We start from the raw sequence: 15040 nt of genomic DNA, 5'->3' as shown, positions 1-15040 counted from the left end.
CGCAGCACCCGTGGCTCCGGCAACACCCTTCACCAACACGGCGGTCGTCACCGGCGCGGCTGCGAGTCCTGTCGCATGCCGCGGGGATGCCGCCCCATATCTGGGGCAGCTCTACAGGGCTCGAGGAAGGTGCAGCCGACTCCGGCAAGGCGGTTCCCGCATCGCGCGAGCCTTCCCCCGGCGACGACCGGCGCAGGCTTCCGTGAGCGCCACAATGCGGATTCGACATGGCCGGGTGGCCGAACGCCTGCACCGCCGAACACCCCGCACCGCGGGACGCCCCGGCACCGCGGGACACCCCCGCACCGCAGGACGCCCCGGCACCGCGGGACGCCCCGTACCGCCCGAACGACGTGTGCCCCTGCCCGTGGGACGGGGAGGGGCACACGTTCGCGCTGTCGTCGAATCAGCGGGCCGTGCCGGCGCGGCGCTTGTTGTAGACGTCGAACGCTACGGCGACGAGCAGGACGAGGCCCTTCACCACCGACTGCGTCGACTGGTCGATGCCCATCAGCTGCATGCCGTTGCTCATCACCGCCATGATCAGACCACCGACCATCGCGCCGACAACGGTGCCCACGCCACCGGTGACCGCTGCGCCACCGATGAACGCCGCGGCGATCGCGTCCAGCTCGAACATGTTTCCGGCCGCGGGCTGTGCCCCGTTGGACCGCGACGAGTAGATGACGCCCGCCACCGCCGCGAGGAAGCCCATGTTGACGAACATCCAGAAGTTGACCGTGCGGACCTTCACGCCCGACAGCGCCGCCGCCGAGAGGTTGCCGCCGATCGCGTAGACCTGACGGCCGAAGACCGTACGCCGGGTGAGCAGGCCGTAGACCAGCACCAGGACGGCCAGGATGATCAGCACGATCGGCAGCCCGCGGGCGTGCGCCAACTGCCAGGCGAAGTACATGAGGACCGCGCCCACCAGGACGACCCGGGCGACGAACAGCGGGAACGACTCGACCGGCTGCTGGTAGCGGATGCGCGCCAGGCGGGTGCGGAAGCCGCTCACCGCGTACCCGGCCACGGCGAGCGCGCCGATGAGCAGCGTGAACGCGTCGAAGCCCTGACCGCCGAGCAGCCCGTTGAGGAAGCCCGCCGCGACCTTCTGGTATTCGGCCGGGAAGGGCGACAGGGAGATGTTGTCGAGCACCTGCAGGGTGAGGCCCCGGAAGAGCAGCATGCCGGCCAGCGTCACGATGAAGGCCGGGATGCCTGCGTACGCCACCCAGAAGCCGTGCCACGCGCCGACCGCGACGCCGACGACAAGCGCGGCCACGACGCCGATCCACCAGGGGTGACCCTGCTGGATCACCAGGACGGCGGAGACCGCTCCGGTGAGCGCGACGACCGATCCGACCGACAGGTCGATGTGCCCGCCGATGATGAGGATGACCATCCCGATCGCGAGCACCAGGATGTACGAGTACTGCAGGACGATGTTGGTGATGTTGCCGGGACTCAGCAGCACCCCGTCGGTCAGAACCGCGAAGAGGGCGACGATGACGACCAGGGCGACGTAGATCCCGCTCTGCCGGAGGTTGTTCAACACCAGCGCCCGCAGGTCGCTCGTTCCACTGTGCAGGGCGACGGCGGGTGTGCTGTCCGGGGGCGTCGGGCGCTCCGTCGAAGGGGTTTTGATGCTGGTCATCCGACGAGCTCCTTGTCCTTGGTCATCAGCTCCATGAGGCTTTCCTGGGTCGCCTCGCCCACCGGCTTCTCGCCGGTGATCCGGCCCGCGGCGAGGGTGTAGATGCGGTCGCACATGCCGAGCAGCTCCGGCAGCTCGGACGAGATCACGATCACCGCCTTACCTGCGGCCACCAGCCGGTTGATGATCGTGTAGATCTCGTACTTGGCACCGACGTCGATGCCCCGGGTGGGCTCGTCCAGGATCAGCACATCCGGGTCGGTGAACAGCCACTTCGACAGCACGACCTTCTGCTGGTTGCCCCCGGAGAGCTTGCCGACCACCGCCATGACGCTGGGCGTGCGGATGTTCATCTCCTTGCGGCTGGCCTCGGCAACCTTGATCTCCTCGTTGCCGTTCACCCAGCCCAGGCGGGCAAGCCGGTCCAGGGCCGCGGCCGAGACGTTGCGCCGGACGTCGTCGATGAGGTTGAGGCCGTAGCGCTTGCGGTCCTCGGTGACGTACGCGATGCCGTTGTCGATGGCCTCCGCGACGGTACGGGCGTTGACCTCCCGCCCGTGCACGAAGAGCTTGCCGCTGATGTCGCGGCCGTAGGATCGGCCGAACACGCTCATCGCCAGCTCGGTCCGGCCGGCGCCCATCAGCCCCGCGATGCCGACGACCTCACCGGCGCGCACCGACACGCTGACGCCCTCGACGACCATCCGCTCCTGGGTGGGATGCCGCACCGACCAGTCCTCGATCCGCAGCACCTCCTCCCCGGGCGACGAGACGCGATCGGGGTAGAAGCTCTCGATGTCACGACCGACCATGCCCCGGATGATGCGCTGCTGATTCACGTCGTCGGCGCGCATGTCCAGGGTCTCCACCGTGCGGCCGTCGCGGATCACGGTGGTCGAGTCGGCGATCGCGGTGATCTCGTTGAGCTTGTGCGAGATCATGATGCAGGTGATGCCCTGCTCCTTGAGCTGCCGCAACAGGCCGAGCAGGTGCGCCGAGTCGACGTCGTTGAGGGCGGCCGTCGGCTCGTCCAGGATGAGCAGGCGCACCTTCTTCGACAGCGCCTTGGCGATCTCCACCAGCTGCTGTTTGCCGACGCCGAGCTGGATGACCGGGGTGACCGGGTTCTCGTGCAGCCCGACCGACGCCAGCAGCTCGGCCGCCTCGGCGTTGGCCTTGTTCCAGTCGATGAGCCCGCCACGGCCACGCCGCTCGTTGCCGAGGAAGAGATTCTCGGCGATCGACAGGTAGGGCACCAGGGCGAGTTCCTGGTGGATGATGACGATGCCGTTGGCCTCGCTGTCCCGGATGCCCCGGAACTGCATCGGCTTGCCGTCGAAGAGGATCTCCCCGTCGTACGAGCCGGAGGGGTGGACGCCGGACAGCACCTTCATCAGGGTGGACTTGCCGGCGCCGTTCTCACCGCAGATGGCGTGGATCTCCCCCCGGCGCACCGCGAGGCTGACGTCCTCCAGCGCGGTCACCCCGGGGAAGGTCTTCGTGATGCCACGCATCTCGAGGATGGTGTCGTCCATTGTCACTGTCCTCTGTCGGGTGTGGACGCGGTCCGTCACGGCGTCGGGCTCGGCGGACGACCGCCGAGCCCGACGGGGTGACTTACTTCTTGGCCTGACCGGCGGCGACCTCTTCCGCCGTCCAGTAGCCCGAGTCGATCAGCGTAGCCTTGATGTCGTCCTTGTAGACGGTCGCGATCGGCAGCAGGTACGCCGGGACGACCTTGACGCCGTTGTTGTACGTCTTCGTGTCGTTCGCCTGCGGCTCCTTCTTCTGCAGGAACGCCTCGGCGGCGTTCACGGCCTGGTCGGCCAGCAGGCGGGTGTCCTTGAAGACGGTCGAGTTCTGCACGCCGTCGTTGATCAGCTTGATCGAGGCGATCTCCGCGTCCTGACCGGTCACGACGGGCAGCTTCTTGGCGCCGCTGCCGTAGCCGGCGTTCTGCAGGGCGGTGATGATGCCCCGGGAGATGCCGTCGTACGGCGACAGCACGCCGTCGACCTTCGAGCCGTCGTTGTAGCTGGAGGTGAGCAGGTTCTCCATCCGCTTCTGCGCGGTCTCCTGCTGCCACCGCAGGGTCGCCACCTGCTCGGGGGTGGTCTGCTTGGACTTCACCTTCAGCGTGCCGGCGTCGACGAACGGCTTCAGCGTGTCCATCGCGCCGCCGAAGAAGTACTGCGTGTTGTTGTCGTCGAGCGAACCGGCGAAGAGCTCGATGTTGAACGGCCCCTTGGCGGTGCCCTTCGAGCCGTCCTTGTTCAGCAGGCCGAGGCCGACCAGCAGCGCGGTGCCCTGGGCGACGCCGACCTTGTAGTTGTCGAAGCTGACGTAGAAGTCGACGTCCTTGCTGCCGCGGATCAGCCGGTCGTACGAGATGACCGGGATCTTCGCGGCCGCTGCGGCCTGGAGCTGGCTGCTGAGCGCGGTGCCGTCGATCGCCGCGATGACCAGGACGTCCGCGCCCTGGGTGATCATCTGGTCGACCTGCTGCGACTGCGTCGGGATGTCGTCGCCCGCGTACTGCAGGTCGACCTTGTAGCCCTTCGCCTCCAGCTTGGACTTCACCGCGTTGCCGTCGGCGATCCACCGCTCGGAGGTCTGCGTCGGCATCGAGACGCCGATCGTCAGGTCCCCCGGCTTCTTGTCACCGGTGTCGCCGCCGCTGCCGGCACCTCCACCACTGCACGCCGCCAGGCTCAGCGCCAGCGCCGCACTACCGAGAGCAACCAGGAATTTCCTGCTCACGGGCTTCTCCTCTCCCGATTCCCCCCGCTGACCGCCGGGGCCACCTGTCACCTTTCGGGTAGTGTTAGCGCTCACATAGGGCACGTCAACACTTGATCCGAAATACCGGTGTCACGGTCTCGTAACGGAGGCTTCGCCACCGACACGACCTCGCGCAACCCCTGTCGGCAATTGATCGACGGTCGCCGTTTCGTACCCGGGAACCGCCTGCGCATGGACGCACGCCGGCGCACACGACGGCAGAGCCGACGGCGGGCCGCCGAGGTGGTTGATCGAGGCGAAGCGGCCGGGACGGCGAAGCGGACAGCGCGCGGCGTGCGGCGCCGGCGCCGTCAGTGGCGCGGCGGGGCGACGCTGTCGCGGGCGACCAGGGTCGGCGCGATGGTCTGCCGCAGGGCGCCCCCACCGATGCCCGACTCGATCTGGGTCAGCAACATGTGCAGGCTCGCCCGGGCCACCGCGTCGAAGTCCGGGCGCACGGTGGTCAGCGGCGGAATGAAGTACGCGGCCTCCGGCACGTCGTCGAAACCCACGACGCTGATCTCGGTCGGCACCCGCCGCCCGAACTCGTGCAACGCCCGCAGCACGCCCAGGGCGAGGTGGTCGTTGGCCGTGAAGATCGCGGTCACCTCCGGCATCCGGGCGAGCATCTGCCCGCACCGGTAGCCCGACGCCGCCGACCAGTCCCCGTGCATCAGCGGCGGTGGGTCGATCCCCGCCGCCAGCAGCGCCGCCCGCCAGCCCTCGATCCGACCGGCGCTGTCGAACCAGTCGGACGGCCCCGACACGTGCCACACGGTGCGGTGCCCCGCGTCGAGGAGATGCTGGGTCGCCGCCCGAGCGCCAGCCACCTGGTCGACGGTCACCAACGGCACCGGCCGCTGCGGATCGCCGTCGACAGTCACCAGTGGGACGTCCTGCGGCAGTCGTTCCAGCGCCTCGCCGGCCGACTCGACGGGCGCGATGACGACGATGCCGGCCACCCGGTGCGCCAGGTGCCGCTCGACCGCGGCCGAGATGGACCGGTGGTCGAGGTTACGGACGCTGCCCACGCTTACTGCGAAGCCCTCCTCCGCGGCCGTCTGCTCCAGGGCGGCGAGCAGCGACGCCGGGCCGTAGAGGGTCGTGTTCTGTGCCACCACGCCGATGACCTGGGACCGGCCGGTCACCAGTGCGCGCGCGGCGCCGTTCGGACGGTAGCCGAGTTCGGCGATCGCCGCCCGCACCCGCAATCGGGTCTGCTCACGCACGTTGGGGTGCCCGTTGAGCACCCGCGACACCGTCTGGTGGGAGACACCGGCCAGACGAGCGACATCTGTCATCGCGGGACCGTGCACGGCCATTTCACTCCCCCCGCCTGCAACCCGATCCGCGACCCGTCGACGTTGACTGGAGCGGCCCGGCCCGACCCCCTCGCTCAGCCACCACGCCGGTGCTGAATCGCAGGTGACCAGCGCTGGATCGCCGACAGTCTACGCCAGGCACCGCCTCGAATACGGCACGGCTGAGCGTGAACGACACGGCGTGTGCCAGGCCGGGCGGCCGGCACCCCGCGCCACGCGTACCGCCCACCCTCGACCCGAGCCGCCACAGCGGACCGCCGCCCCGCTCCGCGCTCCTGGACAGAGCGTGGAACAGGGCGGCGGCGGGCCGGAGGTGGCGACGCGGACACCGTCCGTGGTGCGAGGGCTGGTCCGTTCGCGTCACCGGCAGATTACCGTCGTGTGACCGGGGTCACGGTGTGGTCAGGTCGAATCGGCGGACGGTGACCGCGCCACCGAGCGACTGCGTGGCGTGGTTGAAGATGGCGAACCGGTAACCCATGAAGAACTGCCAGTTGTTCGCCAGGGTCAGGGCGTTGCCGAACGAGGTGAAGTTGACCCCGTCGGTGCTGTACGAGAAGCGGGCCTGCCGGCCGGACCCGGGTCTGATGTCGGCGTTGGCCCGCAACCAGATCCGGCCACCGGAGACGGCGGTGCTCGCCACCTCGCTGCCGGTGCTTGTGGTGTTCCAGCTGCCGTCCATCGTGAGCCCGTTCTGCATGACCAGACGGGTGGCTCCGTTGTCCCGTCGGACACCGATCCAGGCGGACGAGTTGCGCAGCACCGCCAGGCCGGTGCGATCACCGTCGCGCATCGTGGAGTAGTCCAACTCGATGGTGGCCGTCGAGGTGGGGCCCTGGATCCGATGGGTGAGCGTGTTGCGCGCCTTGTACAGGTCGCCGGTGACGGTGGCGGTCTGCAGGTTCAGCCCGTTGTTGACCGACCACTTGCTGTTGTCGGGGTTGTGGTTCCACTCCCACTGCGGGCCGAGGGTGGTGCCGGCGAACGTGTCGGTGCCGGTGAGCGGCTTGACCGCTCGCGGCGGCGTGGGCAGGTTCGGCTTCGGGTACGTGGTGCCCCACGTGCCGTTCACCGTCTGCAGCACGGGCCAGCCGTCGCCGGTCCAGGTGATCGGGGCCATGGCGGGCATCCGACCACCGGGGTACGCGTCGACGAAGGACATGTAGTACCAGTCGCCGTTCTGGGTCTGCACCAGACCGCCCTGGTGCGGCACGCCGCCACCGGAGATCGGGCCGGGCAGGTTGAGCAGCACCTGACGCTGCTCGTACGGGCCGAACGGACCGTTCGTCGACTTCAGCACGTACTGGCCGTTGGCCGGCCGGGTGAGCCAGATGTAGTAGGCGCCGTTGCGCTTGTAGAAGCGCGCGCCCTCAAGCGTCCCGATGCTCGACGGGGTCGAGTAGACCTGCTGGCTGCGGACCTGGGTCTTCCCGTCGGCGGAGAGCTGCGCGACGCTGATGTTGCTGTTGCCGTACGCGACGTACATGGTGTCGTTGTCGTCGATCAGCATGCCGGCGTCGTAGTAGCAGTTGGGGATCGTGGTGAGCTTGCTCCACGTGCCGTCGACCGCCGACGCGGTGTAGATGTGGGTCTGCGCGAAGTCGATGCACCCGGCCCAGTAGTACGTCTTGTTGCTCGGGCGGTAGTTCAGGGTCGAGGCCCAGATCCCGTCGACGTACGCGTTACTACCGCCGCTCATGTCGTACTTCGAGCCGAAGTCCAGCCGCGGTACGGAGTGCCCGGCGTACTCCCAGTTCACCAGGTCGTACGAGCGCAGCACGGGCGCGCCCGGCGAGTAGTGCATGGTGGAGGCCGACATGTAGTAGACGTTGTCCACCCGGATGATGTCGACGTCGGCGAAGTCCTGCCAGACCACCGGGTTGTTGTACGTGCCGTTCGACGGGGGCGGCGTCGTGGGCGGCGGCGTCGTGGGGGGCGGCGTCGTGGGGTCGGTCCCGCCGTCGACGCGGACGAGCTGCCACTGCTGGTTGGTGCCGTTCCAGTCGTCGTACTGCACGATGTTGCCACCGTCAGCGGTCGAGGCGCCCTGCACCTCCATCGCCTTGTTGCTGTTGCGGTTGATCAACCGCACGTACCCGCTGTCCGAGTCGGTCAACCGGAACTGCTGGTTGGTGCCGTTGTTGTCGGACCACTGCACGATCGCCCCGCCGTTGGCCGTCGAGCGGCCGGACACGTCCAGCACCTTGCCCGACAACCTCGACTTGATCCGGTAGTAACCGCCTCCGGAGTCCACGAACTGCCACTGCTGCTGGTTGCCGCTGTTACGCGTCCACTGGGTGATCCGCGCACCGTCGGTCGTGGCCATGTTGTACACGTCCACGGCCTTGCCACTGTTGCGGTTCACCAACACGTACCACGCGCTCGTGTCGACAGTTGCCGCCGACGCGGGCGCCGCGGCCACCGCTGCGGCCGCGCCACCGACCACCAGCACCATCGCGGCGACGGCGAGTCTCGACAGCAACCCGCGCCGTCGTGGCGCACCCCGGGGAACCCGACCGATGGAAAGCATGATCCTCCTCTGCTGACGCGAACCGTGCGGTCTGGGCCGGCGTCCGCGGCACCGGGCGGGGCACCGAGCTGACCAGGCCCGGCATGTGATCGCTAACACCGATTGCCCGACCGTCGCGGTGACGAGGTGCCGAAACCGCGGGGTAGGACTCGCGCGCGACCGGGCCAGCCACGACATCGACCATCTTGGCTATAGACTGTGAGCGATAACATGCTGTTAGTCAAGGCGTAACACAACCGCCTCGTGGCCCTGCTGGTGCCACGCGAACGGGTGGCCCAGCCCCGCCCGAAGGCAGGGATGGACCACCCGTTATCCGTACGATCCGACCGACCGCAGGGTCAGAAGCCGCGGGCCAGCCGGTAGTAGGCCTGGTTCCAGCGCAGCTCGTCGGCGAAGCGGCGCGGCTCCGTGGCGGCGTCGATGACGACCAGCTCGGTGCGGCTCATCTCCGCCAGGTCGTGCAGCTCCTCGGTGCCCACCGCCTGCGACAGCACGGTGTGGTGCGGGGCGCCGGCGGTGATCCACGCCTCGGCCGAGACCGGCAGGTCGGGGCGCGGCCGCCAGACGGCACGGGCGACCGGCAACCGGCGCAGCGGTTGCGGCGGGGCCACCACGTCGATCTCGTTGGCCACCAGCCGGAAGCGCTCCCCCATGTCGGACAGCCCGAGCACCACGGCCGGACCGGGTGCGGCGTCGAACACCAGCCGGACCGGGTCCTCCCGGCCACCGATGCTCAGCGGGTGGATCTCCACGTTGGGCACGTCGGAGGCGATGGTCGGGCAGACCTCCAGCATGTGGGCGCCGAGCACCAGCTCGTTGCCCGGGGTGAGGTCGTAGGTGTAGTCCTCCATGAACGACGTGCCGCCGCTCACGCCCACCGACATCGCCTTGAGGGTGCGGACCAGGACCGAGGTCTTCCAGTCGCCCTCACCGCCGAAGCCGTAGCCGTCGGCCATCAGCCGCTGCACGGCGATGCCCGGCAGCTGACGCAGCCCTCCGAGGTCCTCGAAGTTCGTCGTGAAGGCCCGGAACCCGCCCGCGTCCAGGAAGGCGCGCATGCCCAACTCCACGCGCGCGGCGTACCGCAGCGAGTCGTGCTGCTCACCGCCGGGCAGCAGCTCGCCGACGATGCGGTAAGTGTCCTCGTACTCCTTGACCAGGTCGTCCACCTGCGCGTCGGTGACCTCGCCGACCACCTCGACCAGGTCGTTGACGCCGTAGGTGTTGACCGAGACCCCGAACCGCAGCTCGGCCTCGACCTTGTCGCCCTCGGTCACCGCGACGTCGCGCATGTTGTCACCGAAGCGGGCCAGCCGCAGCGACCGCATCGCCGACCAGCCGAGCGCCGCGCGCGCCCACGCCCCGATCCGAGTGCTCACCCGCGGGTCGCTGACGTGCCCGGCCACCGTCTTACGGGCCACACCGAGACGCGTCTGGATGTACCCGAACTCCCGGTCGCCGTGGGCGGCCTGGTTCAGGTTCATGAAGTCCATGTCGATGTCGTTCCACGGCAGCAGAACGTTGGCCTGGGTGTGCAGGTGCAGCAGCGGCGTCTGCAACGCGTCCAGACCGGAGATCCACATCTTGGCCGGCGAGAACGTGTGCATCCAGGCGATGACCCCGACGGCACCCTGGGCGGCGGCGTCCCGGCAGACCTGCAGGATCTCACCGCTGTTGGTCAGGACGGGCTTCCAGACCACGCGGGCGGGAATCTGCGGCGAGTCGTCGAGCGCGGCCGCGATCTGGCGGGACTGCTCGGCCACCTGGCGGAGCGTCTCCTCGCCGTACATGCCTTGGCTGCCGGTGAGGAACCAGATCTCGGGTTGGGTTTGTGGTGCCATGGGGTTGCCTTCCGCGAGAGGAACGGTCACTTGTAACGGATTCCGATGAGGCGCTGCAGGAGGATGAACGCGAAGAGCAGACCACCGATCACGATCTTGGTCCACCAGGAGTTGAGACTCCCGTCGAAGGTGATGAGGGTCTGGATCACACCCAGCACCAGCACGCCCAGCACCGTGCCGAAGACGTAACCCGAGCCACCGGTGAGCACGGTGCCTCCGATCACGACGGCGGCGATGACGTCCAACTCCATGCCGACAGCGATCAGCGGCGCGCCCGAGAGGGTGTAGAAGGACAGCAGGATGCCACCGATCGCGGAGCACAGCCCGCTGATCGTGTAGACGGCGATCCGGGTCCGCCCCAACGGCAGGCCCATCAGCAGCGCCGACTGCGGGTTGCCGCCGACCGCGTACACGTTGCGCCCCAACCGGGTGTAGGCAAGCACGTACGCCGCGACGAGCACCACCGCGAAGGCGATCAACACGCTGATCGAGACGAAGTTGCCCTGGGAGTTCCCGATCCGCTCCTGCGACATCCTGGTCCAGAACCCGTCGGTGATCGGGATGGACGAGCCGGAGATGAACGTGCACATCCCGCGGGCGAAGAACATCCCGGCGAGCGTGACGATGAACGGCTGGATGTCGAAGAAGTGGATGGCGCACCCCATCAACAGGCCGAGCGTCGGGCCGATGAGCAGGGCGATGACGAGCACGAGCGCCGCGGGCAGACCCTTCTGCAACAGATCCGCCGACACCATCGCCGTCATGGCGACGACTGACCCCACCGACAGGTCGATGCCACCGGTGAGGATCACGAAGGTCATCCCCACCGCGACGACGAGCAGGAAGCCGTTGTCGATGAAGACGTTGAAGATGACCTGCACGTTCGAGAACGCCGTGTACTGGGACACGCCGATGCCGTACATCACCAGGAGCAGGGCGAGCGTGGCCAGCACCGGCACCTGACGCCGGGGCAGCCGGATCCGGGTGCGGCGGGGGGCGGTGAGCGATCCGGTGGTCATGCCGGCACCTGCTCCTTCGGCTTGTCGGCGACGGGGCGCGGCGGTGGCGGGGCGCTTCGTCTGCGCCGGCTGAACTTGGCTCGGAAGGCCGGCGCCTGGATGAGGCAGACGGCGATGACGACCACCGCTTTGAACAGCAGCGAGGTCTGCGGTGAGATGTTCATGGCGTACACCGTGGTGGTCAGGGTCTGGATGATCAGCGCGCCGAGGATGGTGCCGCTCAGGAAGAACCGGCCGCCGGCGAGGGACGTGCCACCGATGACGACCGCGAGGATGGCGTCCAACTCCACCCAGAGGCCTACGGCGTTGCCGTCGGCGCTGGAGACGTTGGCAGTCATCATGAAGCCGGCGACCGCCGCGCAGACGGCGCTGACGACGTACGCGAGGAAGATGACCCGGCCGGAGCGGATGCCGGCGAGTCGGCTGGCCTCGGCGTTGCCGCCCACCGACTCGATGATCATGCCGAGCGCGGTTCGACGGGTGAACGCGGCGACGAGCAGTGCCGCGGCGAGGGCGATGAAGATCGCCAGCGGCAGGGTCAGCAGGTGACCCAACCCGATCGACCGGAACGGCCCGGAGTTGATGGTGATGATCTGCCCCTGGGTGATGAGCTGGGCGAGGCCCCGGCCGGCCACCATCAGGATCAGGGTGGCGATGATCGGTTGGATCCCGATCACGGCCACCAGCACCCCGTTCCAGACGCCCAGCACGAGCGCGACCCCCAACGCCATCGCGAGGGCGGTCACCACCACTGCCAGACTGTTCTGGTCGGGCTGCTTGCTGATGTACATGCAGGCCATCGCACCGCTGATCGCGCAGACCGAGCCGACCGACAGGTCGATGCCGCCGGTCGAGATGACCAGGGTCATGCCCAACGCGACCAGGATCAACGGCGCGCTCAACCGCAGGATGTCGATGGGCGAGCCGTACAGGTGCCCGTCCTTGAGCTCGATGGACAGGAACCCGGGCCGGTAGATCGTGTTCGCGGCGAGCATGGCGACGAGCACGGCGACGGGCCAGAACAGCCGGTGACCGATCAGCGTCCGATAGCGGCCCTTCGTGTCGTTCATCGGTCCGCCTCCTCCCGGTGAGATCCACTCGCGATCGTCTGCATGATGCGCTCGGCGTCGAGGCTCTCGTCGTTGGCGAGCTGCGCGACCATCTGCCGGTCGCGCATGACGGCCACCTTGTGGCTGAGGCGCAGCACCTCCTCCAGCTCGGCGGAGATGAACAGCACCGCCATCCCGCCGTCGGACAACTGCGTCACGAGCCGCTGGATCTCGGTCTTCGCGCCGATGTCGATGCCCCGGGTCGGCTCGTCCAGGATCAGCAGCCGCGGCTCGGTGATCAGCCACCGGGCCAGGAGCACCTTCTGCTGGTTGCCGCCGGACAGGTTGCGGACCGGCACCTCCGGGTCCGCCGGACGGATGTTGAGGGCCTTGACGTACTTGTCGACAAGTTCGTCCTGCCGGCGGCGCGGGATGGGCCGCAGCCAGCCGCGGGCGGCCTGCATGGCGAGGATGATGTTCTCGCGGACCGACAGCTCGGGGACGATGCCCTCGGCACGGCGGTTCTCCGAGCAGAAGCCGACGCCCTGGTCGATGGCCTGCGCGGGGGTACGCAGACTGCTCGATGTGCCGTCGATCGCGACCTGCCCACCGTCGGCCCGGTCGGCGCCGAAGAACAGCCGCGCCACCTCGGTACGCCCGGAGCCCAGCAGACCGGCCAGGCCCACCACCTCGCCGGCGTGGATGGTGAGGCTGAACGGCGCGACCGCGCCCGCCCGCCCGAGGTTCGACACCGCCACCAGGGGGGTGCCCTCCTCAAGCGCGCCCAGGTCCCGACGGGAGTGCTCCTCGAGCCCTTCGAGGACGTCGAGTTCCTTGCCGATCATCTTCTCGACGAGGCCGAGCTGGGGCAGCTCGGCGGTCAGGTACTCGCCGACGAGCCCGCCGTTGCGCAGCACCGTGATGCGGTCGGCGATCTCGTAGACCTGGTCGAGGAAGTGGGTCACGAACAGGATCGCGATGCCCTCGTCGCGCAGTTGCCGCATGATGCGGAACAGTTGCGCGACCTCGCCCGCGTCGAGGCTGGACGTCGGCTCGTCCAGGATCAGCACCCGGGCCTGGATGTCGATCGCACGGGCGATCGCGACCATCTGCTGGATCGCGAGGGAGTACGAGCCCAGCGGCGCGCTGACGTCGAGGTCGAGGTCGAGGCGGGTCAGGAGCGCGCGGGCGCGTCGGCGGACCTCGCCCCAGCGGACGGCGCCGAGGAGCCGCGGCTCGCGTCCGATGAAGATGTTCTCCGCCACCGAGAGGTTGGTGCAGAGATTGACCTCCTGGTAGACGGTGCTCACCCCGGCGGCGGTCGCCTGCATCGGCCCGCTGAAGGACACCGGCTCACCGTCGAGGGTGATCGTGCCCTCGTCGGTGTCGTAGACGCCGGTCAGCACCTTGATCAGGGTCGACTTGCCGGCGCCGTTCTCGCCCATCAGGGCGTGCACCTCGCCGGGGAAGAGCCGGAAGTTGACATTGTGGAGTGCACGCACCCCGGGAAAGGACTTGCTGATCCCGGTCATCGTCAGGACCGGACGGCTATCCGTCATCCCATCAGACCTCTTCTGGGGGTTGTCGACGCGGAAGGGCCGCTGCGCTCCCACCGCGCCCGCCCGGCCGCCCCTGCGGGAGGCTCGGGCGGGCGTGGCGCGGGTCGTCGCGGGTCATGCCCGGTCCGTTCGGGTTTATGGGGCGACGCGGCGGGGCCGCCACGCGAGCGCGGCGACCCCCCTGCGTCGATCAGTACTTGCGGGTGGGCAGAGCCTCCTTGGCCTGCTCGGTCGTGAAGGTGGTCTCCTCGGTCTCGATCCGAGGCGGCACCGTCTCGCCGGCCTTGACCTTCTTGGCCAGGTCCATCAGCTGCGGGCCGAGCAGCGGGCTGCACTCCGCGATGAAGTTGAACTTCCCGTCGGCGAGGGCCTGCATGCCGTCCTTGACCGCGTCGACAGTGATGATGGTGATGTCCTTGCCGGGCACCTTGCCGGCCGCGGTGATGGCCTCGAGCGCGCCCAGACCCATGTCGTCGTTGTGCGCGAAGAGCACGTCGATCTTCGGGTTGGCCTTGAGGAACTGCTCCATGACCTGCTTGCCACCCGCCCGGGTGAAGTCACCCGGCTGGGAAGCGATGATCTTCAGGTTCGGGTTGGCGGCGATCGCCTCGCCGAAGCCCTTCTTGCGGTCGTTGGCCGGAGCGGCGCCCGTGTTGCCCTGCAGCTCCACGATGTTCACCGGACCGGTCGCGCTCTTCTTCTGCTCGACCAGCCACTCACCGGCGAGCCGGCCCTCCTTGACGAAGTCCGAGCCGAGGAACGTCTTGTACAGGCTCTTGTCGGCCGAGTCGACCGAACGGTCGGTCAGGATGACCGGAATGCCGGCGTCCTTGGCCTCCTTGAGCACGGTGTCCCACCCGGACTCCACGACCGGCGAGAAGGCGATGACGTCGACCTTCTGCTGGATGTAGTTGCGGATCGCCTTGATCTGGTTTTCCTGCTTCTGCTGCGCGTCGTCGAACTTCAGCTCGATGCCTGCCGCGGCGGCGGACTCCTTGATCGAGGTGGTGTTCGCGGTACGCCACCCGCTCTCCGCACCGACCTGGGAGAAGCCCATGGTGATCTTGCCGTCGTCCTTGGACCCGCCGCCGCCGGTGTCGCTGTTGCCGCAGGCCGCCACGCCGCCGACGAGCAGCACGCTGGCGAGGACCGCGACAGCGCGCCACGGAGCGGACTGCGTTCGCATCTTTCTCATCAGTTCTCCTTGGCTGGGTGTGGTGGAACCGCGCGAGCCGCCGACGTGCGAAGGGTGGCGTACGCGGGTGGTGCGTGCTGGTGCGTC

10 protein-coding genes are annotated in these 15040 nt (G+C 68.6%); all 10 read right to left on the bottom strand.

Annotated features, from left to right (window positions below):
* Window positions 1-406 precede the first annotated feature (406 nt).
* The 10 genes from mmsB to MILUP08_RS11120 all read right to left on the bottom strand — a co-directional run bounded on the left by mmsB (window position 407) and on the right by MILUP08_RS11120 (window position 14953).
* Window positions 407-1657 carry a multiple monosaccharide ABC transporter permease gene (gene mmsB / locus MILUP08_RS11165; RefSeq protein WP_007457611.1) on the bottom strand — a complete coding sequence of 417 codons (1251 nt, stop codon included), beginning with the start codon at window positions 1655-1657 and terminating at the stop codon, window positions 407-409.
* The gene (gene mmsA, locus MILUP08_RS11160) at window positions 1654-3192 is read right to left on the bottom strand and encodes a multiple monosaccharide ABC transporter ATP-binding protein (RefSeq protein ID WP_007457609.1); all 1539 of its coding nucleotides are present in this window, start codon (window positions 3190-3192) and stop codon (window positions 1654-1656) included. The genes mmsB and mmsA overlap by 4 nt, the downstream gene beginning before the upstream one ends.
* A gap of 82 nt (window positions 3193-3274) precedes the next feature.
* Window positions 3275-4417 (bottom strand): multiple monosaccharide ABC transporter substrate-binding protein, encoded by a 1143-nt coding sequence (gene chvE / locus MILUP08_RS11155; protein ID WP_007457606.1) that lies wholly within the window; start codon window positions 4415-4417, stop codon window positions 3275-3277.
* Window positions 4418-4749: 332 nt separating this feature from the next.
* On the bottom strand, window positions 4750-5739 hold the full coding sequence (locus MILUP08_RS11150; RefSeq protein WP_193376570.1) for a LacI family DNA-binding transcriptional regulator: 990 nt from the start codon (window positions 5737-5739) through the stop codon (window positions 4750-4752).
* Between the two features lie 412 nt (window positions 5740-6151).
* The gene (locus tag MILUP08_RS11145; RefSeq protein ID WP_007457602.1) at window positions 6152-8290 is read right to left on the bottom strand and encodes a family 43 glycosylhydrolase; all 2139 of its coding nucleotides are present in this window, start codon (window positions 8288-8290) and stop codon (window positions 6152-6154) included.
* A gap of 338 nt (window positions 8291-8628) precedes the next feature.
* Window positions 8629-10131: an L-arabinose isomerase gene (gene araA, locus MILUP08_RS11140; RefSeq protein WP_007457599.1), complete on the bottom strand. Its 1503-nt coding sequence runs from the start codon at window positions 10129-10131 to the stop codon at window positions 8629-8631.
* Window positions 10132-10157: 26 nt separating this feature from the next.
* A complete protein-coding gene (gene yjfF, locus MILUP08_RS11135) occupies window positions 10158-11150 on the bottom strand; it encodes a galactofuranose ABC transporter, permease protein YjfF (RefSeq protein ID WP_007457597.1) in 993 nt (330 codons plus the stop codon).
* Window positions 11147-12220 (bottom strand): ABC transporter permease, encoded by a 1074-nt coding sequence (locus MILUP08_RS11130; protein ID WP_007457595.1) that lies wholly within the window; start codon window positions 12218-12220, stop codon window positions 11147-11149. The genes yjfF and MILUP08_RS11130 overlap by 4 nt, the downstream gene beginning before the upstream one ends.
* Entirely contained in the window at window positions 12217-13758 is a 1542-nt protein-coding gene (locus MILUP08_RS11125) for a sugar ABC transporter ATP-binding protein (protein ID WP_007457594.1), read from the bottom strand. The genes MILUP08_RS11130 and MILUP08_RS11125 overlap by 4 nt, the downstream gene beginning before the upstream one ends.
* Window positions 13759-13948: 190 nt before the next feature.
* The gene (locus MILUP08_RS11120; protein ID WP_007457593.1) at window positions 13949-14953 is read right to left on the bottom strand and encodes an ABC transporter substrate-binding protein; all 1005 of its coding nucleotides are present in this window, start codon (window positions 14951-14953) and stop codon (window positions 13949-13951) included.
* Window positions 14954-15040: the final 87 nt, after the last annotated feature.

The organism is Micromonospora lupini str. Lupac 08 (assembly GCF_000297395.2).
In the GTDB taxonomy this organism is placed as follows: Bacteria; Actinomycetota; Actinomycetes; order Mycobacteriales; family Micromonosporaceae; genus Micromonospora; species Micromonospora lupini.
The sequence above is the reverse complement of the archived record's forward strand: the minus strand, read 5'-3'. Positions and strand labels throughout refer to the sequence as shown.

What these genes read in the sequence shown, in the direction of transcription:
- mmsB (WP_007457611.1), bottom strand. Translation starts at nt 1,657, where the DNA reads ATGACCAGCATCAAAACCCCTTCGACGGAGCGCCCGACGCCCCCGGAC.
- mmsA (WP_007457609.1), bottom strand. Translation starts at nt 3,192, where the DNA reads ATGGACGACACCATCCTCGAGATGCGTGGCATCACGAAGACCTTCCCC.
- MILUP08_RS11150 (WP_193376570.1), bottom strand. Translation starts at nt 5,739, where the DNA reads ATGACAGATGTCGCTCGTCTGGCCGGTGTCTCCCACCAGACGGTGTCG.
- MILUP08_RS11145 (WP_007457602.1), bottom strand. Translation starts at nt 8,290, where the DNA reads ATGCTTTCCATCGGTCGGGTTCCCCGGGGTGCGCCACGACGGCGCGGG.
- araA (WP_007457599.1), bottom strand. Translation starts at nt 10,131, where the DNA reads ATGGCACCACAAACCCAACCCGAGATCTGGTTCCTCACCGGCAGCCAA.
- yjfF (WP_007457597.1), bottom strand. Translation starts at nt 11,150, where the DNA reads ATGACCACCGGATCGCTCACCGCCCCCCGCCGCACCCGGATCCGGCTG.
- MILUP08_RS11130 (WP_007457595.1), bottom strand. Translation starts at nt 12,220, where the DNA reads ATGAACGACACGAAGGGCCGCTATCGGACGCTGATCGGTCACCGGCTG.
- MILUP08_RS11125 (WP_007457594.1), bottom strand. Translation starts at nt 13,758, where the DNA reads ATGACGGATAGCCGTCCGGTCCTGACGATGACCGGGATCAGCAAGTCC.
- MILUP08_RS11120 (WP_007457593.1), bottom strand. Translation starts at nt 14,953, where the DNA reads ATGAGAAAGATGCGAACGCAGTCCGCTCCGTGGCGCGCTGTCGCGGTC.